Source organism: Winogradskyella alexanderae, assembly GCF_020166335.1.
GTDB lineage: Bacteria > Bacteroidota > Bacteroidia > Flavobacteriales > Flavobacteriaceae > Winogradskyella > Winogradskyella alexanderae.
Genome location: NZ_JAIUJR010000007.1, coordinates 145,420 through 166,713, shown reverse-complemented (window position 1 = coordinate 166,713; position 21,294 = coordinate 145,420). Strand labels below are relative to the sequence as shown.

Annotated in this window: 25 protein-coding genes; 7 read left to right on the top strand and 18 right to left on the bottom strand. The window is 34.4% G+C overall.

The features are described 5' to 3' along the window. Positions 1-80: 80 nt before the first annotated feature. The 5 genes from LBU54_RS11455 to LBU54_RS11435 all read right to left on the bottom strand — a co-directional run bounded on the left by LBU54_RS11455 (position 81) and on the right by LBU54_RS11435 (position 4,777). The gene (locus LBU54_RS11455; protein ID WP_224529638.1) at positions 81-911 is read right to left on the bottom strand and encodes a CvfB family protein; all 831 of its coding nucleotides are present in this window, start codon (positions 909-911) and stop codon (positions 81-83) included. A gap of 81 nt (positions 912-992) precedes the next feature. Further along, entirely contained in the window at positions 993-1,334 is a 342-nt protein-coding gene (locus tag LBU54_RS11450; RefSeq protein ID WP_224529636.1) for a DUF2853 family protein, read from the bottom strand. Positions 1,335-1,434: 100 nt separating this feature from the next. Continuing rightward, positions 1,435-3,195: a 2-succinyl-5-enolpyruvyl-6-hydroxy-3-cyclohexene-1-carboxylate synthase gene (gene menD / locus LBU54_RS11445; RefSeq protein ID WP_224529634.1), complete on the bottom strand. Its 1,761-nt coding sequence runs from the start codon at positions 3,193-3,195 to the stop codon at positions 1,435-1,437. A gap of 30 nt (positions 3,196-3,225) precedes the next feature. Then, positions 3,226-4,350 (bottom strand): chorismate-binding protein, encoded by a 1,125-nt coding sequence (locus tag LBU54_RS11440; protein ID WP_224529632.1) that lies wholly within the window; start codon positions 4,348-4,350, stop codon positions 3,226-3,228. A gap of 1 nt (position 4,351) precedes the next feature. Then, on the bottom strand, positions 4,352-4,777 hold the full coding sequence (locus tag LBU54_RS11435) for a PaaI family thioesterase (protein WP_224529630.1): 426 nt from the start codon (positions 4,775-4,777) through the stop codon (positions 4,352-4,354). Between the two features lie 45 nt (positions 4,778-4,822). Here LBU54_RS11435 and LBU54_RS11430 point away from each other — a divergent pair, with 45 nt between their 5' ends. Together LBU54_RS11430 and LBU54_RS11425 are read left to right on the top strand one after the other, a co-directional pair. After that, positions 4,823-5,461 (top strand): alpha/beta hydrolase, encoded by a 639-nt coding sequence (locus tag LBU54_RS11430; RefSeq protein ID WP_224529628.1) that lies wholly within the window; start codon positions 4,823-4,825, stop codon positions 5,459-5,461. After that, the gene (locus LBU54_RS11425; RefSeq protein ID WP_224529626.1) at positions 5,458-6,030 is read left to right on the top strand and encodes a GNAT family N-acetyltransferase; all 573 of its coding nucleotides are present in this window, start codon (positions 5,458-5,460) and stop codon (positions 6,028-6,030) included. The genes LBU54_RS11430 and LBU54_RS11425 overlap by 4 nt, the downstream gene beginning before the upstream one ends. On the opposite strand, the gene LBU54_RS11420 is transcribed toward LBU54_RS11425, so the two are convergent. Then, positions 6,027-6,350, bottom strand: coding sequence for a YtxH domain-containing protein (locus LBU54_RS11420; protein WP_224529625.1), 324 nt, complete (start codon positions 6,348-6,350; stop codon positions 6,027-6,029). The genes LBU54_RS11425 and LBU54_RS11420 overlap by 4 nt on opposite strands. Before the next feature lie 155 nt (positions 6,351-6,505). Between LBU54_RS11420 and LBU54_RS11415 the strand changes: the two genes are divergently transcribed. Next, entirely contained in the window at positions 6,506-6,865 is a 360-nt protein-coding gene (locus LBU54_RS11415) for a hypothetical protein (protein WP_224529622.1), read from the top strand. On the opposite strand, the gene LBU54_RS11410 is transcribed toward LBU54_RS11415, so the two are convergent. Beyond that, complete coding sequence (locus tag LBU54_RS11410; RefSeq protein ID WP_224529619.1) at positions 6,851-7,801, bottom strand: NAD(P)H-dependent flavin oxidoreductase; 951 nt, start codon at positions 7,799-7,801, stop codon at positions 6,851-6,853. The genes LBU54_RS11415 and LBU54_RS11410 overlap by 15 nt on opposite strands. A gap of 149 nt (positions 7,802-7,950) precedes the next feature. Here LBU54_RS11410 and LBU54_RS11405 point away from each other — a divergent pair, with 149 nt between their 5' ends. After that, on the top strand, positions 7,951-8,451 hold the full coding sequence (locus tag LBU54_RS11405) for a nicotinate-nucleotide adenylyltransferase (protein ID WP_224529616.1): 501 nt from the start codon (positions 7,951-7,953) through the stop codon (positions 8,449-8,451). Positions 8,452-8,493: 42 nt separating this feature from the next. On the opposite strand, the gene LBU54_RS11400 is transcribed toward LBU54_RS11405, so the two are convergent. After that, positions 8,494-9,720, bottom strand: a complete 1,227-nt coding sequence (locus tag LBU54_RS11400) for a class I SAM-dependent rRNA methyltransferase (RefSeq protein ID WP_224529607.1) — start codon at positions 9,718-9,720, stop codon at positions 8,494-8,496. Between the two features lie 90 nt (positions 9,721-9,810). Beyond that, positions 9,811-11,715, bottom strand: a complete 1,905-nt coding sequence (dnaK, locus tag LBU54_RS11395) for a molecular chaperone DnaK (protein ID WP_224529605.1) — start codon at positions 11,713-11,715, stop codon at positions 9,811-9,813. Positions 11,716-11,887: 172 nt separating this feature from the next. Between dnaK and LBU54_RS11390 the strand changes: the two genes are divergently transcribed. Further along, positions 11,888-12,400, top strand: coding sequence for a hypothetical protein (locus tag LBU54_RS11390; protein WP_224529603.1), 513 nt, complete (start codon positions 11,888-11,890; stop codon positions 12,398-12,400). Positions 12,401-12,456: 56 nt separating this feature from the next. On the opposite strand, the gene LBU54_RS11385 is transcribed toward LBU54_RS11390, so the two are convergent. Continuing rightward, a complete protein-coding gene (locus LBU54_RS11385) occupies positions 12,457-12,915 on the bottom strand; it encodes a nuclear transport factor 2 family protein (RefSeq protein WP_224529600.1) in 459 nt (152 codons plus the stop codon). A 101-nt stretch (positions 12,916-13,016) separates the two neighbouring features. Here LBU54_RS11385 and panB point away from each other — a divergent pair, with 101 nt between their 5' ends. Together panB and LBU54_RS11375 are read left to right on the top strand one after the other, a co-directional pair. Continuing rightward, a complete protein-coding gene (panB, locus tag LBU54_RS11380) occupies positions 13,017-13,835 on the top strand; it encodes a 3-methyl-2-oxobutanoate hydroxymethyltransferase (RefSeq protein ID WP_224529598.1) in 819 nt (272 codons plus the stop codon). Between the two features lie 6 nt (positions 13,836-13,841). Continuing rightward, entirely contained in the window at positions 13,842-14,546 is a 705-nt protein-coding gene (locus LBU54_RS11375) for an RluA family pseudouridine synthase (protein ID WP_224529596.1), read from the top strand. Here the strand turns inward: LBU54_RS11375 and LBU54_RS11370 are convergent. The 8 genes from LBU54_RS11370 to LBU54_RS11335 all read right to left on the bottom strand — a co-directional run bounded on the left by LBU54_RS11370 (position 14,539) and on the right by LBU54_RS11335 (position 21,289). Further along, entirely contained in the window at positions 14,539-15,204 is a 666-nt protein-coding gene (locus LBU54_RS11370) for a sensor histidine kinase (RefSeq protein WP_224529593.1), read from the bottom strand. The genes LBU54_RS11375 and LBU54_RS11370 overlap by 8 nt on opposite strands. Before the next feature lie 95 nt (positions 15,205-15,299). Then, positions 15,300-16,010, bottom strand: coding sequence for a hypothetical protein (locus tag LBU54_RS11365; RefSeq protein ID WP_224529591.1), 711 nt, complete (start codon positions 16,008-16,010; stop codon positions 15,300-15,302). 9 nt (positions 16,011-16,019) lie between these two features. After that, on the bottom strand, positions 16,020-16,538 hold the full coding sequence (locus LBU54_RS11360; RefSeq protein WP_224529571.1) for a hypothetical protein: 519 nt from the start codon (positions 16,536-16,538) through the stop codon (positions 16,020-16,022). 85 nt (positions 16,539-16,623) lie between these two features. After that, positions 16,624-17,472 carry a 5-oxoprolinase subunit C family protein gene (locus LBU54_RS11355; protein WP_224529569.1) on the bottom strand — a complete coding sequence of 283 codons (849 nt, stop codon included), beginning with the start codon at positions 17,470-17,472 and terminating at the stop codon, positions 16,624-16,626. Beyond that, the gene (gene pxpB / locus LBU54_RS11350; protein ID WP_224529566.1) at positions 17,465-18,196 is read right to left on the bottom strand and encodes a 5-oxoprolinase subunit PxpB; all 732 of its coding nucleotides are present in this window, start codon (positions 18,194-18,196) and stop codon (positions 17,465-17,467) included. The genes LBU54_RS11355 and pxpB overlap by 8 nt, the downstream gene beginning before the upstream one ends. A gap of 7 nt (positions 18,197-18,203) precedes the next feature. Continuing rightward, positions 18,204-18,944: a 5-oxoprolinase subunit PxpA gene (gene pxpA, locus LBU54_RS11345; protein ID WP_224529563.1), complete on the bottom strand. Its 741-nt coding sequence runs from the start codon at positions 18,942-18,944 to the stop codon at positions 18,204-18,206. 6 nt (positions 18,945-18,950) lie between these two features. Then, a complete protein-coding gene (locus LBU54_RS11340) occupies positions 18,951-20,177 on the bottom strand; it encodes an Nramp family divalent metal transporter (protein ID WP_224529560.1) in 1,227 nt (408 codons plus the stop codon). Next, positions 20,177-21,289, bottom strand: a complete 1,113-nt coding sequence (locus LBU54_RS11335) for a DUF2891 domain-containing protein (protein WP_224529545.1) — start codon at positions 21,287-21,289, stop codon at positions 20,177-20,179. Before LBU54_RS11335 ends, LBU54_RS11340 begins: the two co-directional genes overlap by 1 nt. Between the last annotated feature and the right edge of the window lie 5 nt (positions 21,290-21,294).

The window sequence follows — 21,294 nt, the reverse complement described above, 5'->3', positions numbered from 1 at the left end:
AAAAATAATGAATAAATCACAATGCTGTAGCAACATCTGTTTAAGGATTCAATGTCTTGGAGTCTGAGTTTTTAAATAGACTACTTTAAATAAATACCGTCTGATTTAATGTCTATTTTTCGCTCTTTGTACAAACTCCCAATGGCCTTTTTAAAACTTTTTTTACTCATTTGAAGCTGTGCTTTAATAGCGTTAGGACTGGATTTATCATGCAGAGGTAAAAAGCCACTATTATCATTAAGTTCATTTAGAATCAACTGAGCATTTGGCTCTATATTTCTATAACCTATTTGACTCAGTGAAATATCAATTTTATTGTCTGTTCGTATTTTTTTTACAATTCCCTTGAGTTTATCTCCAACACTAATATCCTTAAAAATATCATCCTTAAATACAAGCCCCAAGTGTTTTTTATTGACAATTACATTCATACCTATTTCAGAAGGATGAGATACAATTAAATTTACCTCATCAAATCTGGATACTGTGAGTTCTTTATTGTCTAAAAATCTGTTTGTTTTGCTAGAGGCCACAAGGCGCCCCGTTTCTTCATCCAAATAACAATGAACTAAGTACCAGCCTCCTACTTTCATCTTGAAGGCTTGTTCTTTAAATGGACAAAATAATTCCTTGACCAAACCCCAATCTAAAAATGCACCGAATTTAGTCACCTGATTACATCTTAACAAAGCAAAATCGCCTTTAGTTATATATGGTTTATCTGTTGTAGCAACGGGCCTTTCTTCATTATCTAAATAAACAAATACTTTAATCTTTTCTCCAATTTCAAATTCTTTTGGAACATATCTATTAGGCAACAATACCTCATTGCCTTCCTCATCTCCTAAAAACAGACCAGGATTGGTGTCTCTAAGTATTTCTAAGGTATTATATTGGCCAAGTACAATCATTCCACAAAGGTATATATTAAAAGACAACAAAAAGCGCCACAATGGTAATTATGACGCTTTTAGTTTTATTTAATTTCTGAATTATTTATATACAGATTCTTTCTTAAAATGCTTAGTTAATAAATAATAAATAACAGCTCTGTATTTATTTCTATTTGAACGACCATATGTTTCAATTACAGAATCTATAGCTTTATCCAGATCAGCACTATCTTTTAAACCTAATTTCTTAACTAAAAAATTATTTTTTACAGTTGCTAATTCCTTTTCATCAGAACCAGAAACTGTAGCCGCATCTGCATTATAAATTGATGGTCCTAAACCCACAGTCACCTTAGTTAATAAGTCCATATCAGGATTTACTCCACACTTGTCTTTGAGGTCCGCCGCATATTTTGCGATTAAGTCATCTCTTTTACTCATTTTTGTTGTTTTAGATTAAAATTTTTACTCTTTAAAGTTAACTATTTTTTAGACACCTAAAAAACCTAAAAGTCACTTTAATTATAAAGTTTAATTTATCTTATTTAATAAACTTAAAATAGTTGAGTAGTATCCGGTCGTTTAATCTAGCAGGAGTGAATATCTCTAGCAATTTTGGTTTATTTGATTTGTTATAAAATGTATCTAGTACATTGTCTAATGAAGCATTATCGTTTGCCGTAGAATATTCAAAACCATACATTTCGCATAAGTGCTGAGCTTTTAAATTGTGCTTGGTTTCAAAGTAAGTGTCAAAATTTTCGCTATCCTTGTGGCCCGGAAGAATCCTGAAGATACCTCCACCCTCATTGTTTATAATCACAATTCTAAACGAAGATGGTATATAACCGTTCCAAAGTGCATTACTATCATAGAAAAAGCTTAAATCGCCAGTTATAAAGGTCGTTCGGTTCTTAGATACAATTGATGCTCCTATAGCAGTACTAGTACTTCCATCAATTCCACTTGTGCCACGATTACAAAAAACAGATATGTCTTTTCTTAATTGAAACAATTGTGTATATCTAATAGCAGAACTATTTCCAACCTGCAATTGGCTCTGCTTTGGCAGGGTACTTAGCAATTTTTCAAAAACCAGAAAGTCCGAAAATTCAATTTCATTAATATATGCCTTATGCAACTTTCGTCTTCTTTGCCTTATCTCTAACCAAAACTGTTTATAATCACTCTTAGGATGGTGCGTTATCTTTGGCAAAAAGGCTTCAAAAAATGTATTTGGAGAAAGTTGAATATGCCTACTAAGACAAAAGAATGTATCATTGGCTTTGTTCAAACCTACATGCCAATGATGTTCAGGTTTATACTTTCGTAAAAACGCCTTGATTTTCTTTGAAACAATTAATCCACCAAATGTCAATAGTAAATCGGGTTGAAGTTTTTTGAAATCTTCATCATCCAATGGTGCAATAATCTTATCTATACCTGGAAAAAAATCTGGGTGATTTAGATTTGATGTTGTTTCTGTAAATACAATAACACTGTCTTCATCTGCAATTTCGTTGAGTAATTTCTCCTCCACCGTATTTGGTAACAATACACCAACTAAAATCATTTTACGCTTACAACTTTGCCAGATATCCAAACAACTCTTAATTTCAAAATCATCAACTTTTTCTTTCCTTTGTTTGAGTACTACTGGGTTTACAGTTATGGTTGGGCTATCAAGGGTATCATATAAGGGCTCATCGAAAGGAACGTTTATGTGAACTGGACCAGATTTTAACCTTGCAATTGATAAGGCTGTTGCAATTTCAGTTTCATTATAAGTTTGAATATCTTTTTGAATTCCGAGGAAACGCTCTAATTTATTTTCAATGTTTTTAATAATTGGCAACTCTCCATCCTTTGGCGTATTGAGTTCATCTTTTGTATCTAATTTTAAATTAGTACTGTAATGCACATGTACACCGTAAATATTTTGCTGATTTATCGTTTGTCCATCACCAATATCAATTAAGTGCTTTGGTCTGTCTGCTGAAAGTACTATTAATGGAATATTGCTATAAAATGCTTCTGAAACAGCGGGGAAGTAGTTAAGTAAAGCACTGCCAGAGGTACAAACTAGGGCAACGGGATTTTTAGTTTGTTGTGCAATTCCTAATGCAAAAAATGCAGCACAACGCTCATCAACTACACTATAGCACTTAAAATTATTATTATAAGAAAAACCTATGGTTAATGGTGCGTTTCTACTTCCTGGCGAAATTACAACGTGCTCAATTTTATACATTTGGCACAATGCAACAACGGTCTGAGATAAAGGAATCTTGGAATATTTCATCAGCGTGCAAAGATAAGGATTATAGCTGTTTTACCTTAATACGTTAACGATAGTTTTAGTTTTATTTACAGTTTCTTGCCACTCATTTTCAGGTACTGAATCTTTAGTTATGCCTCCTCCGACATAAATCTTTGCAACACCTCCTTTTATCTGCATGCATCTTAAATTGACATAGAAATTTGAAATGGTCTTCACACTCGAATATGCGCTGTTCTCTACATTTTGCTTGTTTGTGTTCCTATTGAGCGTATCTTTTAAATTTAGCTCGCCTAAAAATCCTGTGTAGTATTCTCTATTATAGTTCTCATTTGCCAAAATAAACGCTTTTGAAGCCTCTTTTGGATTGCCACATACCGCTGGTGTGGGATGCAAATTTTGTATAATATTTTTTAGGCTTGATGAACTATTAATTCTACTTTTAATTCGTGTCTTTATATGAATTAGATTTCCAGCCCTCACGGTTTCGGTATCTAATATATTGATATGTGATGTATAGTCTTTAATCTGTTCAACTATGAAATCCGTTACGATTTTTTGTTCTTCAATTTCCTTTGCTTTCCATTTGGGCACTTCATCTTTAATATAAGGTTGGGTACCAGCTAAGGAAATAGTTGTTAAGTGATTACCGACAACTTTAAAAAGTAATTCAGGTGTTGCACCGAGCCATAATCCTACTTTTGGATGATACCAGCAATACACCATTGCATTTTTATAGGTATTATAAAGCTGTTTAAATAACTCTAATGGTCTTACTGTTTCGATATTACGTTTTTCAAATCTTGATAGAACTACTTTATTTAAATTACCTTTTTTAATTTCAGATATACCTTTGGCTAATAGATTAATATGGATTTCTTTTTCTACGTTTAATGGTTCACTCCTTTTTGTAGAAAATCGAACTTGTAGTTGTTCGTTAGGTTTGATATTTAGAATTGAGTGAGCAGATTTTTCAACTGGAATTAGGATGCTATCCATACTAGAATCAAAAGGTGCGAAGACAAACCCAGATTCTTCATAAGAATCTGTCGTATACAATTCATCATTTTGTTGCAGCCAACATTTTATGATAGTATTTATTGGCCTGCTATAAACTACAAAGGGTAATTTTTTGTGATAATGATCCTCTAATACAGAAAAAAATGAATTTCTATTCATTCTAGCTTGTTTTGGGTAGCGATATAGTAGATAATCTACAGACGGAAATTAAATTGTCTTTTTCATCTGTTATCCTTATATCTAACAATTGGGTAGTCCTCCCTTTATGAATAAAAGTTGCCTTTGCATAAACAAATCCAGATTTGACACTTTTTAAATGATTAGCAGTTATTTCTAATCCTCTTACAAAATATTTCTCTACATCAATAAATACATGAGAAGCAAAGCTACCAACACTTTCAGCAAGTGCAGCGGTTGCGCCACCATGTAATACGCCATCTGGTTGATGTACCTTCGGTGTAACAGGCATTCTAGCAACAAGGTAATCTCTTCCATAGTCAATCATCTCGATTTCTAAGGTTTCCATCAAGGTGTTTTTGCAAATTGTGTTAGCTTTTTTCAGAAAGTCTTCTTTAGAAAGTTGCATAGAAAATGGTTATTTTTAAAGTCGATTGCAAAGATACTTAGAATAATGAATTCTTACGAAAAAGAAATAAGCTACCAAGCCAATAATTCTTATTCCACATTAAACACCTTGAGCGAAACGACAAAAAATATCTGGTTTGTTTGTCATGGTATGGGTTATTTGAGCAGATATTTTTTAAAGTATTTTAAAGATCTCAATCCAGAAGAAAATTACATTATAGCACCACAGGCTCCGAGCAAGTATTATCAACAACCAAAAATGCATGTAGGAGCCAATTGGTTAACTCGAGACAATACCAAATCCGGTATGAAAAACATCATAAATTATTTCGATGCAATTCTTGACAATGAAAAACTGCCTTCAAATCATAAATTGATCGTTTTAGGATATTCCCAGGGAGTCAGTGTTGCTTTACGCTATCTCGCAAAACGAAAGATACAATGTGACACATTGATTATACACTCAGGTGGCATACCTAAAGAATTGAATCCTGAAGACTATAGTTATTTAAATAAAAACACGAATGTATTGTTGGTTTATGGTACAATGGATGAGTATTTAAATGACGATAGGATAAAAGAAGAAACAGCAAAGGCAAAGAAATTATTCCATGACAAATTGCATGTAAAACCTTTTAAGGGCAAACACATTGTAAATATTGACCTTATAAATGCAATAGGATGAGTATGCCTTTATTAGAAAATGAACGTGTTAAACTGAGTTTATTAGATTTGAGCAACTACTTAAATTTAAAAAACATAGCGAAGGAAAAGAAGCTAATATATTATTCGCCATCAGACATATTAACTACAGAAAAATTAAGATCTTATGTTGAACTTGCGGTTAACGGTTATTACCATAAAACGATTATTCCGTTCATTATCTATGATAAAAAAATGAAATCTTATGCTGGTTCCACTAGATTCGGAAATATTGATCACAAGAACAGGGTTTTACATATAGGATGGACCTGGATTGGCAAAAAATTTCAAGGTACTGGTTTAAACACAAATATGAAGTTTCTGATGCTTCAACACGCTTTTGAAACTATGGGTTTTGAAAAAGTTGAGTTTAGAATTGACGAACGAAATTCAAAATCGAGACGCGCCGTTGAAAAAATCGGTGCAAAACTTGAAGGAACTTTACGCAAAAACATCCTCATGGTTGATGGATATAGACGTAATACCTGTTGCTATGGAATACTAAAAAGTGAATGGCCAACAATAAAAAAGAGGCTTGTTCAAAGTCTTTAAATTGGGTTTTGATAACTTTTATTTTTTTCCTTTAATAAGGCCAACTGCTTTTCTAAATAGGTAATAGCTTCTTCTGTTTTATAACTAGCTTTAGACGCAAAGTCTCTAACATCTTCTTTAAACTTATTTTTACCAGATTTTGTTGCTTTAGACAAATCGTCCTTAACCTCATTGAAGTCGACTACCAGTTTATCTTTAATTTCCTTACCCTCTTTTTTAAGATAATCTCTCGTAACACTTCCCTTATCCGGTGCTAATAAAACACCAGCAACTGCGCCAATTATTGTGCCTAATACTAATGCTCCTTTTACCTGAATCATAATTTCTCTCGTTAAATTAAACCTTATTTTACTTATTGGTAGAACATTACTTAAAATTGTTACAATTTTAATTCCACCGATATATCCTGCGAATTAGCGATAAAACTCTTGAAACAATCATATTTCTTATACATTGAAAACCTAACATTCAATCAATGAAAATCTTTGTCTCAATTATTTCTCTTGCTTTTATTAATACAATACATGCGCAATTTATTTCATCGGATGATATGGCCCATTTTGGAGTTGGTGCAGTTATTTCAGGAGCTACTTATACAATCGTATATAACAAAACTCAAAATAAGAAAAAAGCATTTTGGTTTAGCTTGGCAACAGCTGGTTTTGTTGGTTTGGCCAAAGAAGTATATGATGGTTATATTATAGATGGAAGGTTTGACACTGGTGAGGCTGTAGCAACTTTTTCTGGTGGCCTAGTGGCAAGCTATACGATTAATATTTTTACAGGTAAAAGAAAAAAGAAAAAACGAGCTCTTGCAAAATCAATTGGTGATTAAGCGCTCAATTATTTTCTTAGTGGGTAGAATAGCATTAGTGTGCTCTATACTTGGACCTGCAACCCAAACTGTTTTGTAGGTAGCCTTCTTGGCGGCTTTTTCTGTTGCCTTCATTCCTATTGAAAAGCGAATCATCTTAACCCATTTTTTAAGCTTTCTGTTTTTATTAAATAAATTCTCTATCCAGGTGGCCTTTGTTCCTATTTTTTGAACATAAGGTGTGTTAATTACCGTACAAGGCGTACCAGATATACGTTCTGTCACAACAATATCATTAGCGCCATAATTAACACAGGCTTGTTTATATTCTTCTGTTACATTGGCTTCTACAGATGCAATGAAAGGACTTCCAACAGATACACCTTCTGCTCCATAACTTATCATTTCGTCAATATCTGCTTTGCAGCCTACTCCCCCTGCAGAAATAACGGGTATACTACAATTATCTTTTAATTGCCTTATTAATTCTTCTGGTGATAAATTGCCTCTATGCCCTCCAGCTTCATTATTCACGGCAATAAGTGCATCGGCTCCCAAATCCTCAACTTTTCTTGCAAACTTCAAGTCTGTAACATCACAAAAGACTTTTATACCTGCTTTATGAGCTTGTCTAATTGTTTCTTCAGGACTTCCAAGTGAAGTAATAATAAAATCACACCCTTCTTCACATAGTACTTCCAGTTGTCCTTTATACTTTACATTGGACTTGTTCACAATTAAATTAAAACCATAGGACCCTCCTTCTACCTTATTATCTTTTAATGATCTTATGGCATTTCGCAATTCATCAAGTGTTCTATAATTTAATGCCGGAATACAACCTGCGATTCCCGAGCTCATCGCTTCTGAAACCATTGCAACATTAGACACTAAAAACATTGGAGCCTGAATGATTGGATATTTTATGTTAAGTAATTCGGTGAGCTTGGTTTTCATAAAAAAATAGCTTTGTCAAATATAGAAAATTTTATTATGCATGCATAATAATTACTAACTTTTGAATATTTATCAAATACTGACCTACATCATTTTGAGATTTAATTAACCATCTTATATTTAGGCTATTAACCATAAAAAGCACAAACATGAAAAAGCTATCTATTTATTTACTTCTACTAGCATTTAGTGGTCAAGTATTTGCACAGGTTATTGAATTACCTGAAATTGAAATTACGGCCGTGAACTACAAATATTTGAGTTCTGTCGATTCTGATGACACGCCGATTTCAGTAAAAATGTTGCAAGAAAAAGTTGCAATGTTTGATCTTAAGAGTTCAGAGTTTTACAACGATGAGTATGCCACATATAATATTTCTTTCTACATTCCAGATGGTAAAATATTGGCGGCTTACGATAAAAATGGAAAGCTCATTAGAACTATTGAAAAGTATAAAGACATTAAACTACCAATTGCTGTTAGAGAAGCAATTGCTGAGCGATTCCCAAATTGGATCGCTGTAGGTGATGTTTACAGAGTTAATTTTCACTACATGAACGAAATCACTGATAAATTTTACAAGGTAAGACTTGAAAATGGCAACAAAAAAATGAAAGTTAAGATAACTGAAAAAGGTGATTTTATGTAGTATGTAAAACTTCAAAGGCCCAGTTAAAATAGTGGGCCTTTTTTATGTGTCGAATTTGTAGTAGCCACATTTTAAATAAGCACCCTCAGGGAATGTAACTGGATGGTCTATATCATGTAAGGTTTTATCAATACGTTTAAACTTTCGATTAATAGACTTTAAAGCTTGATGGTTAATATCGAAAAACGCTTGGGCCGTAATTCTTGATGAACACGAAGCCAAAACTAATATACCATTCTTATCCGTAAGCCTCTCACCTAGTAGCGCTAGTTGCAGATACTTTTTCTTAGCTAGTTCTATTTCAGACTTTTGCTTCGCAAAACTCGGAGGGTCAATAACAACAAGGTCATAACTTTTTCCTTGTTCTAGCAAATTCTCTAACACTTTAAATGCATCGCCCGAAATGGTCTTGTGAACTCCTGTAAAGTCATTGAGCCTGGCATTTTCTCTAGCGAGATTCAGAGCTTGTTTACTAATATCTACACTTGTTACTTCCCTAGCCTCATTTGCGAGTGCATGTACAGAAAAACCACCAGCATAGGAGAATACATCTAATACCACTTTCCCTTTGCTTAACTTGCCTACCCTCCTTCTATTTTCTCGGTGATCTAAAAAGTATCCCGTTTTATGACCTTTTATAACATTTGCCGAAAAATTTACACCATGCTCTATGAAATATACAACTTCATTTTCTAGATCGCCGTAAATCACTTCGCCATCCACGAGCTTTAAATTATCATTATCCTGAAGACTTCTGCTTAATCTTAAAACAATAGTTTTCGCTTTTGAAGTTTCTAAAAGACTCCTAAAAATATTGTTTAAATAAGGTAACCATATCCTAGAATAAAGTTTAACAACAATGACCTTATTGTAAACATCTACAATTAAACCAGGGAATCCATCATTTTCACCAAATAGCAGACGGTAGCTATTGGTTGGTGTTTGAAGTAGTCTATTTCTTTGCTTAAAAGCACTTTTAATCTTATCATCAAAGAATTCTGCATTGATTTCTGCTTTAATATTTGAGCTATGTATAAGTTTAATACGAATTGGAGAATCTGCATCATAAAGTCCTATCCCTATAACTTTATTCTTGTTCTTACTAAAAATTATAGCTAAATCACCTGTTTTTGGATTGTCTGATATTTTTACGATACTGTTTGAAAAAACCCAAGGATGCCCCTTGACTACAGATTGTTCGCCTTTCGCATTTAGTTTAACCGCCAGATTTTTTGGTGCTTCAGATATGTACCGTCTTTCTATCGTCATATAATTTTCTAAGATAAACAGAAAGGTCCCTTTACAACAAAAAAACCCAGCACTTTAGCTGGGTTTTTTAAAATTTTTAATTATGAAGTTTTACTTCACTTCTTCAAAGTCTACATCTTCAACATCGTTAGTCTCACCTGCGTCACTTTGACTTGCATCAGGACCTGGTTGAGCACCACCTTGTTGCGCTTCAGCTTGTGCCTTATACATTTCCTCACTAGCTACTTTCCAGGCTTCATTGATTTTCTCTAAAGCCGGTTCTATAACAGCGATATCCTTTGTCTCATAAGCTTTCTTCAGCTCTTCTAAAGCATCTTCAATTGGCTTTTTCTTATCATCTGACAGCTTATCTCCAAATTCAGATAACTGGCTTTCTGTTTGGAAAATCATAGCATCTGCCTGATTTAATTTTTCGGCAGTTTCCTTAGCCTTTGCGTCTGCTTCAGCATTAGCTTCTGCTTCAGCCTTCATTTTTGCTATTTCTTCCTCAGTTAAACCAGAAGAAGCTTCAATTCTTATATCTTGAGATTTTCCTGTTGCCTTATCTGTTGCCGATACTTTAATAATACCGTTGGCATCAATATCAAAAGTAACTTCAATTTGAGGTACACCTCTTTTTGCTGGCGGAATTCCATCTAAATGGAAACGACCAATTGTTTTGTTATCTGCAGCCATTGGACGCTCACCTTGCAGTACATGAATTTCTACTGAAGGCTGGTTGTCTGCTGCCGTTGAGAACACTTGGGATTTTTTAGTCGGAATTGTAGTGTTTGCCTCAATCAACTTAGTCATTACATTACCCATAGTTTCGATTCCTAGTGACAATGGTGTAACATCTAATAAGAGAACGTCTTTTACATCACCCGTTAATACACCACCTTGGATACCTGCTCCTAAAGAAACAACCTCATCTGGATTTACACCTTTACTTGGCGTTTTTCCAAAGAATTTTTCCACTGCAGCCTGTACTGCTGGGATACGTGTAGAACCACCAACTAAAATAATTTCGTCAATATCACTCTTAGATAAACCTGCCGCTTTTAGAGCAGAAGCACATGGCTCTATAGTACGTTTTACTAAATCGTCAATTAATTGTTCAAATTTGCTACGAGATAATGTACGTACCAAATGCTTAGGTCCGCTCGCAGTTGCAGTGACGTATGGTAAATTAATCTCAGTTTGAGATGAAGATGATAATTCTATCTTCGCCTTTTCGGCAGCTTCTTTAAGACGTTGTAACGCCATAGGATCTTTACGCAAATCCATGTCTTCGTCTTTAATAAACTCTTCAGCCAACCAATCGATAATTCTTTCGTCTACATCATCACCACCTAAATGTGTGTCACCATCTGTGGATAGTACTTCAAATACACCGTCTCCTAATTCAAGGATAGATACATCATGTGTGCCACCACCAAAGTCAAATACAACTATTTTTTGATCCTGACCTTTCTTATCCAAACCATAGGCTAGTGCAGCTGCAGTAGGCTCATTGATAATTCGTTCTACTTTTAAACCAGCAATTTCACCTGCTTCTTTTGTAGCTTGACGTTGTGCATCGTTAAAATAAGCTGGTACTGTAATTACCGCTCTTGTAACATCTGCACCTAAATAATCCTCGGCTGTTTTCTTCATTTTCTGAAGAATCATTGCAGATAATTCTTGTGGTGTGTATAAACGACCATCAATATCTACTCGAGGTGTATCGTTATCTCCTTTTACTACTTTATATGGTACGCGTTCTGCTTCGTTTTTAGATTCCGAATATTTATTACCCATAAAACGTTTTATCGAATAAACCGTTTTTTGGGGATTGGTAACAGCTTGTCTTTTTGCCGGATCACCAACTTTAATTTCACCACCTTCAACGAAAGCGATTACTGAAGGTGTGGTGCGTTTACCCTCTGCATTAGGTATTACCACAGGCTCATTACCCTCCATTACTGAAACGCAAGAGTTGGTTGTTCCTAAATCTATTCCAATAATCTTACTCATAATATTTATTTGTGTTTTGTTGATTTTATATTTTAAACTCGCTTTCAATAAGTCAAGGATTATGCCATGTCAAAAAATATGACATGATGTCATACCAAAGTTTAAAAAATAAAATCAATAATGCTTTACTTTGGTACAGGCTTTGTTATACAACTTAAAAACATTAGTTATTATGAGAAAATTAGTATCCTTTTTTACAGTATTTACATTATTATTTTTGGCTTGTGAAGGGCCACAAGGTCCTCCAGGATTTGATGGAAGGGACGGATTAAATGGTTTGGATGGTGAAGTAATAGCATCATCTGCTTTTGAAATTGTTTTGGATTTTACGCCAGCAAATAATTATGAGTTCATTGAGCCTTATGGGTTTAACGTATTACCTACCGATGTAACTTTAGTTTACATTTCATGGGAAGTTGACAATGGTCAAGATGTATGGCGCCTTTTACCGCAGACAGAATATTTTAATGATGGCGTTCTGGTTTATAATTATGATTTTACACAAACTGATGTTCGCTTTTTTCTTGACGGAACAACGGACTTTTCACTGTTAGATCCTTCCTACACTGACGCTCAGGTTTTTAGAGTGGTTGTCGTACCAGCAGATAATGTTGGTAGGATAGACATATCTAATTTAGAAGCTGTACAGGAAGCATTTGGTATTACCGAGTTTTCAAGACGCTAACACGAAGACATATTTTCTATTAACAGTTTTGAATTGAAATAATTCAAAACTGTTTTTTATTCACTACATCCCTCTCTGCGTCTTGTGTCTACTAGGTAAATAATTTTCCAGTTGTCTTCCTCCTTAATAAGCTGAAATGAATTTACGCCGCAGTGACTTAATTTTTCCATATACCAAAACTCATAAGGCGTCCAAGCATTTGCCATTTTACCGTCTATTTGTATAGAATAATCAAGAATTTTTTCTTCAAAAGACCTGTCCTCAGGGATGCTAGCAATATTTCTAAGAAAATCGTTATAACTATTCTCGTTAAGGACGGTCTTACCTTCCTTATTTACGGAAACGGATTGCATCAAAATATCACCTTTGGCCATTGCTCTCATTGCAGTTGTATCTTGTTTATGAAAGGCATCAAAAAATGTATCGATTGTAGATTTTACATTTTCTATTTCAACGTCTTGTGCATTTATGCTCATGCCAAAACAAATAGTAATGACCAGGATTAGCTTTTTCATTTTTAATGATTTTTTTGTTAGAAGGAAATAAGGTTAATTAACTTACTATTACCAATAAGTTTATCAAAACCCTTATTTTTACAACTGCTAATTTAAACATTATGTCCATAGCTAAAAAAGAATATAAACGAGTTACAGTTAAGACCTTGGTAGACATGAAATCTAAGGGTGAAAAAATATCAATGCTAACTGCATATGATTACACAATGGCGAAGATAGTTGATGGCGCCGGAGTTGATGTGATTTTAGTGGGTGATTCTGCAAGTAATGTTATGGCTGGTCACGAGACAACTTTACCAATTACTCTAGACCAAATGATCTACCATGCCTCTTCAGTCATAAGAGCTATTGACAGAGCACTAGTGGTGGTAGATTTACCTTTTGGAACCTACCAAAGTGACCCAAAGGAAGCTTTGAGATCTGCTATTCGTATTATGAAGGAAAGTGGTGGACACGCTGTTAAACTCGAAGGTGGTAAAGAGATTAAAGAATCTATCAAACGAATTTTAAATGCTGGCATTCCTGTAATGGGACACCTTGGGCTTACACCACAATCTATTTATAAGTTTGGAACTTATACGGTAAGGGCCAAGGAAGAACAAGAAGCACAAAAACTCAAGGAAGATGCATTAATGCTCGAAAAAGCAGGCTGTTTCGCTATAGTTCTAGAAAAAATTCCAGCAAAACTTGCTAGAGCAGTAGCAGAGAGCATTTCCATTCCAGTTATTGGTATTGGAGCTGGTGATGGTGTTGATGGTCAGGTCTTAGTATTACACGACATGTTAGGTATGACGCATGAGTTCAACCCAAGGTTCCTAAGACGATATATGAATTTATATGAGGAGATGACGAGCGCCATTGGGCAATACGTCTCTGATGTTAAATCTCAAGACTTCCCTAACGAAAAGGAACAGTATTAGAGATAGTTGAATACAAAGGTACTTTCTAATAAAGATAATCTTCAGGTTTTATATGAAGACAATCACGTCGTTGTTGTAAACAAAAGACCGGGAGACATAGTACAAGGTGACAGAACTGGTGATAAACCGCTTTCTGAAGTTGTAAAAGAATACTTAAAGGAAAAATACAACAAACCTGGTAATGTTTATCTTGGTGTTGTACACCGCTTAGATAGACCAACTACAGGTATTGTTCTATTTGCCAGGACCAGTAAAGCTCTTCCAAGACTCAACAAGCTATTTGCCGAGAAAAAGGCTAAAAAAACCTATTGGGCCCTTGTAAAAAATAAACCACCAAAATCAGAGGGAACTCTTATTCATTGGTTACGAAAAAATCCTAAAAACAATAAGTCAACGGCCTTTAAGAAAGAAGTTAGGGATAGTAAAAAGGCGATTCTACATTACAAAGTGATCAAGACATTGGATAATTTTTTCTTGCTTGAAATAGATCTTGAAACAGGACGACATCACCAAATAAGAACGCAATTAGGAACAATTGGTTGTCCGATAAAAGGTGATTTAAAATATGGTTATGACAGAAGCAACAAAGATGCTAGTATCAGCTTACATGCAAGAAGATTGCAATTTATCCATCCAGTAAAAAAGGAGCATATAAATATTGTTGCTCCAACACCAGATGATAATCTTTGGAATGCCTCTGATTCTAATTAATTCTATAAGGGTATTTTAACATTAGTCTTGTGAAATTATCAAGCTCTGAAGTTAATTCAAGTTCAGCGTTAATCAATTCTGCACGCTTCTTCATATTAATCAGCCCTGACCCATTATGTCCATTGTTTAATTCAAATCCATCACCATCATCAACAGCGCTAATCACAAGAACGTTATCTAAATAGTTAATTTCAACGTCAAGCCTTTCCGCACTGGCATATTTTAGTGTATTTGAAAAGAACTCTTGTAAGATCCTAAACAGCATTATTTCATCCTGGTTGTTTTCAAAATCCACCTTCTTACCTGTTATTTTTATAGATGCTTCAATTAAACCTGAATTGTTAAGCCTATTAATCTCATTACTTACAGCAGTGTCAAAACCAGAATTAAGGATTACATCATTATTTAAAGACTTCGATAGTGCTCTAACCTCTGTTAACGATGATGCCAAAGCCTCTTGAGCATTTGATACTTTAGGCAGAATAGTTTGATCTGAAACCTTTTCTACAGCATTTAACTGCATGGTCGCAAAGGCCAGTAGTTGCCCAACATTGTCATGCAACTCTCTACCAACATGTTTTAAGGTTTCTTCCTGGATTTCTTGTTGAGTTTTAGCCAATTCTTCGTCAAAGGCCTTTTGCTGATTAATCTTATCCATCAAAAGTTGGTTTTTACGACGCTGAAAGGTCACGAAAAAGATTATAAATACTACGGAAATAGTAAAAATTATGAAGATTGCATAGGAAACTAATGCTATTTCTTCATTCGAAATTGTTTTCTGAATTGTAAAGTATATAAGAAACCAAATGTATAGCATGAATACAGTATAATATTTGTAAATAATAGGTAATTCATTCTGAAGCCAATAAACCGTTTATTGATTAAGTTAAAATAACCATCAAAAATTACCAATGGCGTAATAATTAAATGCCATAATAAGAGGCTGGTACTCACATAGAATAATGGTTCTCTATAAAAGTACAAAACATTCTCGCCAATCAACAATTGCCTATAATATAATATTACTGCAACAAATATGAAAAGTGTTTCTAAAAATGCATCATAGGGAATCTGTTTCACAAAAAACCCATCAGTTACAATAAAAAATCCTAAAGTAAAAACCACATACAGGATACCTAAAACGTCCAATAACCCTTTTGATTTCTTATCTGAAATAATGCTGTTATAAAAAAACCAGTAAAATAATAGAGATACAAAAGCAAAAGTATTATACAGCCATCTGTTTTCACAAAATGCACTATTTTTTAATTTGATGAAAAGTTCATTATCAAAATTCCATTGCATGATATAACCATACATGCCTACAGTCTCAACAAAAACTACGAACCATAGATACCAAACAAATGGCTTTAATATCTTATCCTTTGTTTTTAGATAATAAATCGACCCTGCAATTGCAGCGATTAATTCAATTATGTGAATAATTACTAACTGAGTAGGCACTTTAAATTATTATTGCGGGTAGTTTGCTCCTGGTGGTTGACCGCTTTGTCCAATATTCAAAGGATCACCACCTGGTATATCACCACTCATTGGTTGTAGTGCAAATACAGCACCTTGTGAGGTGTTCTTTTTACCAGTTGGTACAATGAACATGGTTGTTAAGCCTGCCATTTCTCCTGGGGTTGCGGGATAAGACCCTAAATAAACTCTTAGGCCATCCATGGTATATCCCAGTTCACCAGCCTGTTTATCAGCATATTTGATGTAATCTTTAATATCTTCTATAGACCACCAAGACGAACGATTGTCACCACCATCAGCAGACTTTTTAAATAATGAATCGTTTATTATACTATGCTTTAAATTATAAGCCTGATCTAACGTTTTTGCTTCTTTAGGCGTAATAACCCCTTTAGGTTTTACGATGTCTTGAGCTTTAGCCATTTCAGATTGAGTCTGATTGCAATAAAAGTACATTGCTAATGCACCAATGATAACTCCTAGAACAAGAGGTCCAATTTTTTTCATAATGAGAATTTTAATTAATAGTTATTACCAAATTATCGAAATAATTCAACAGAAAAAAATAAAGCATCAAATTTTTCTTACACAATTAATCCTTAATTCTTAGGATAATCTCCTCCCCTTGACGCTTCTGACATAGTATATTTATTGATCTTTCCGTTAATTGTAAGATTCTAGGATAACCACCTGTAGTCTGACAATCACGCATTAATACAATGAGATGACCTGATGGTGTTAGTTGCACCGTTCCTGGTAAAATAGGTGTCGTAATGATTGGGTTTAAATCGTTAGGCAGTATTGGTAATAACTGGTAAGCCATACGATTATTGAATTTGGAAACCTCAAAACGTTGTTTTTCCAATCTCTTTACTTGTACTTCATTTAATCTCTCGAATTCTGGACCTTTAGAGACTTCTAATACCTTTGAAGAAAGTATTGTTGAATCATATTTAATATGTGCATTTGTCGTTTGTGATGCTTTAGCGAATTCTGTGTACTCTATGATTTCACCAGCTTGGATACGTTCTGAATCCGTGATAGCCCTATACATACTTTTACTTTCTAAAACTGTTTTAGTAATAAATCCTCCTTTAACAGCCAAATAGGTACGTAAACCTGAATTTAGGCCAGAAAATGTCAAAACATCTTCTTCCGTAACCATAATAGCTCTATTGTTCTGTACCGCTCTTCCATTTAATCTAGGTTGCAGATCTGCACCAGCAATTGCGATTTGTGTAGGTTTTAAAAATTGCAATTGAGGACCAGACATGGTAATCTCTAAAACGGCATCATCAATTGAATTGCCTAAAATTGTATTGGCATAAGTACTTGAATAAGCATCCATTGCACCAGAAACAGGTACACCTAAAGATCTATAACCGAATCGACCAGTATCCTGAATTGAAGTGTAAAGACCAGATTTAAGGACCTTAAGCATAAATTGGCTTTGATTTTAGGTTATATTGATCAACTTCAATCAATTTTAGTATTTCAGAATGCTCTGACTTACTAACTGGAACAAATCGTACTTTATCTCCGGGAGATATAATACAAGGTAGACTTTCATTTGGATTAAATATTTCAACTGGAGAATTACCAATAATGTGCCAGCCACCTGGACTATCTTGAGGGTAAATTCCGGTTTGATTTCCGCCAATACCAACTGCACCCTTTTTAACAGTTAAAGATGGTGTTCTTTTTCGAGCTAATTTAAGTTTCGGATCGAGTCCTCCTAAGTATAAAAAACCAGGTAGAAATCCAATGAAGTAAACCGTATAAATTTTGTTGGTATGAAGCTCAATAATTTCTGAAATTGATAACTCTTTTGTTCGTGAAAATTGAACTAAATCTTCGCCAAAATAAGGATCATAACAAACAGGAATTTCCCATAGTTGTTTATTGACTTCAGATTGTGAATTTTTTTTGGAATATAGGTTTTTTAATACAGATAATTCATCATTGAATTTATCTATAGTAAAACTATATATTATTAATATTGAGGTATATGCATTGATTACTTCAACTTTTTGTTTAGAATAGTAATTTTCAATCTTACTTTTAAATATAATGATGTCATCCAATATTAATTCATCAATTTTCTGTGGCCATTCCACCAAAATTGAAGCATTATTATACTGAGAATATTTAAGATTAAATGCCATATTCTAATTACTCTATTTCAACTCGCCTTTTGGGTAATTCTTCATTCAAATATTTTAGGATTTCGACTGCATTTTTTGTATCGCCATGAACACAAAAAGTAGATGCTTTTATGTCTAATTTACGACCATTTACTGAGGTGACTTTTTGCTTCTTAACCATCTCCAAAATATGACTCAAAACTTCCTCTTCTTTATGAATTATAGCATTGTCTTTTTTCCGAGAAACTAGAGTCAAATCATCATTATAATTTCTATCGGCAAAAGCTTCAAAAACTACTTCAATATTGTTTTCTGTGGCTAATCGAGCGATAACCGAATTATAAGGTGCATAAAGTTTGGTCTTAAAATCGAGTTTTTCAATAGCTTGGATTACGGTTATGGCTGCGTTTTTATCAACAGCAATGAGATTATACAGTGCGCCATGTGGTTTAATGTGGTTTATTTGTAAATCCAATTCGTCCGCAATATCCTTCAAGGCTAAAATTTGATCTGTAAGTGAGTTAATCAAAGCTTCTGCTTCCATCTCCATGACTTTTCTGCCAAAATTTTCAGGATCTGGGAAAGAAGGGTGTGCTCCTATATTAACTTTGTGCTTCTTTGCTAATCCTAGCACCATGCGCATACTGATTTCATTCCCAGCATGTCCTCCACAGGCTATATTGCAAGAGGATAGTAATGGCATTAATAATTCATCATTGCCAATCCCCTCGCCTAAATCTGCATTAATATCTATTTTGAAAGCACTCACTTCACATTAGATTAAATTGAAAACCGATAAAATCCCCTTAATTCCTAGAAAGGTAGCAATTAGAACAACTATAATACCCAAACCATTTTGTAATTTGGAATTCACATAGCTATCTAAAACACTGGATTTGTTCATAATCCAAATTAAAAAAATTGCAATGACTGGCAACAACAAACCATTCGCTACTTGAGCAAACTTTATAACTTCTATGGATTTAAACCCTATGGATGAGAACAAAACTCCTAGAATCAGAATAAAAATCCATACTAATCTGAACTTCAGCGATTTTAAATTACTTTCCCAACCTAAACATCCACTTGTTACAAAAGCAGCAGCAAGTGGTGCTGTGATGGCACTGGTAATACCCGCAGCAAAAAGCCCAATGGATAAAAAATATTTTGCAAAGCTTCCAAATAGTGGTTCTAAGCCTTTAGCCAAATCGATCGCATTTGTTATACTTTGATCTTGAATCGCACTTGCAGAAATTATAATACACATAGACACAATACCACCTAATACAATTGCTATAAAGGTGTCTTTTCGAGCATAAGTGAGATCTGATTTTGATTTCCATTTGGATTTAACCAAAGAGGTATGGAGAAATAAATTATAGGGTACTACTGTAGTACCAATTAGGGCAATTATAGTTAGAATGCTTCCACTAGGTGTTCTAGGCGTGAAAACACCCTTAGCTACTTCAATTAGGTCTGGCTTGGTAATTATCGCTGTTGCCAAAAAAGCCAAACTCATTAGAATAACCAATGTAATAAGGACTCTTTCCAAGACCTTATAACTACCAATATAGAGCAGTATAAAGGCGCAAATCCCTATTACAACAGCAATGAAATTGATGCTTAGTCCTCCAAATGTAACTATATGCTCACCTAATATGGTTTGCAAGCCTAACATACCTCCACTAATGTTTCCCGCTTCGTAAGCAGCATTACCAATTACAATTGCCGAAAGAATCAATAAAATGGCCATTCGTTCAAAAAATGGATTTTTAATTTCCTCTCTTATTACCTGCGACAATCCTTTTTGCGAGATAATACCCAATCTTGCCGCCATTTCCTGAAGTACTACCGTTGCAATAATGGATAAAACCATGGCCCACAATAGTGCAAAACCAAAATTCGCACCTGCTAAGGTGCAAACCGTTACTGTTCCTGGACCAATAAATGCCGCTGCAACCAAGGGTCCTGGACCAATGTTTTTAAAGAATTTTTTTATCATTATTCGATAGAATTCAATGCATAAATAGCAAAGCTTCCCAACCAATGCCCACCTTCATAACTGTCACCAACAATACTTGGCAAGGAATAATTGATATGCGCATTGGCGATGTTTTTTAAATGCTGAAACTCTGGTAGGCCTTTGGCTATATAGTTTAAACTCCAAGCCCGAGAAAAGTTGACGCCATCTAAATGCACAAGCTTGCCATCGTTTCGGTCTGACACCTTTCCCGTATCAATATTGAATGATTTGTCCATCAATTGTGGTAAGAAATCATTAATCCAAGCTTTAAATTCGTCTTGAGTCAACACGCGTTTCATAAGGGCCGCTTCTTCCAAACAAGGTGATAAAAAATCGAAACCACTTGGTTCCCATGTTAAAGGACAGTTCTTATCATCACTATAAAAATCCCTAGCTCTCGATTCTATCACTGTCTTTAATTCATCATGCTTTAGTGAAATAGCATAATCATAAGCAAAACTTAATCCAAATGCGGTATTTGGGTGCTCACCCACTCTAATCGGATAGTTAAGTTTAGGAAGAAACTCTATATAACGCGAAACAATTAAATCCGTTAGAGGTTCTAAATTAGATTCGAGCTCTCTTGCTAAAGGATCTTCCCAAATATGAAGTTCTTCAACCAGTTTAAGAAGCCAAGCCCAACCATAAGTACGTTCGTAGGATTTGTTGTGTATTCCATGAAAATAGGCTACCTCTTGCCCTACATTTTCATTGGTAATGCTTGTTTGAAGCCATGATTTTATTTCATCCTTTTTTTCCAAATCCGGAAATTGCCGTAACAAACTCACCATACTCCAATGTCCATGTACAGCTGAGTGCCAATCAAAGCAACCATAAAATGTTGGATGTAATTCATTTGGCGACTTTAAGTCCTCAGAACCACCAAGGGTCTGACCTAGTTTGTTGGGATATTCAACAGATACGCATGCTAAAGGCAATTCTGCCAAGGTATTGGCTTGTTCTAGGTTTAAAGTTGGTGTGTCAGCAATTTCAATGGAAGTAGTTGCGAGAGATGTATCCTTTTTTTCTTCTACCGTATTACAACTTAATATAGTTAAGAGCAAAATAATACTTAGATGATATTTGGTCATAATGG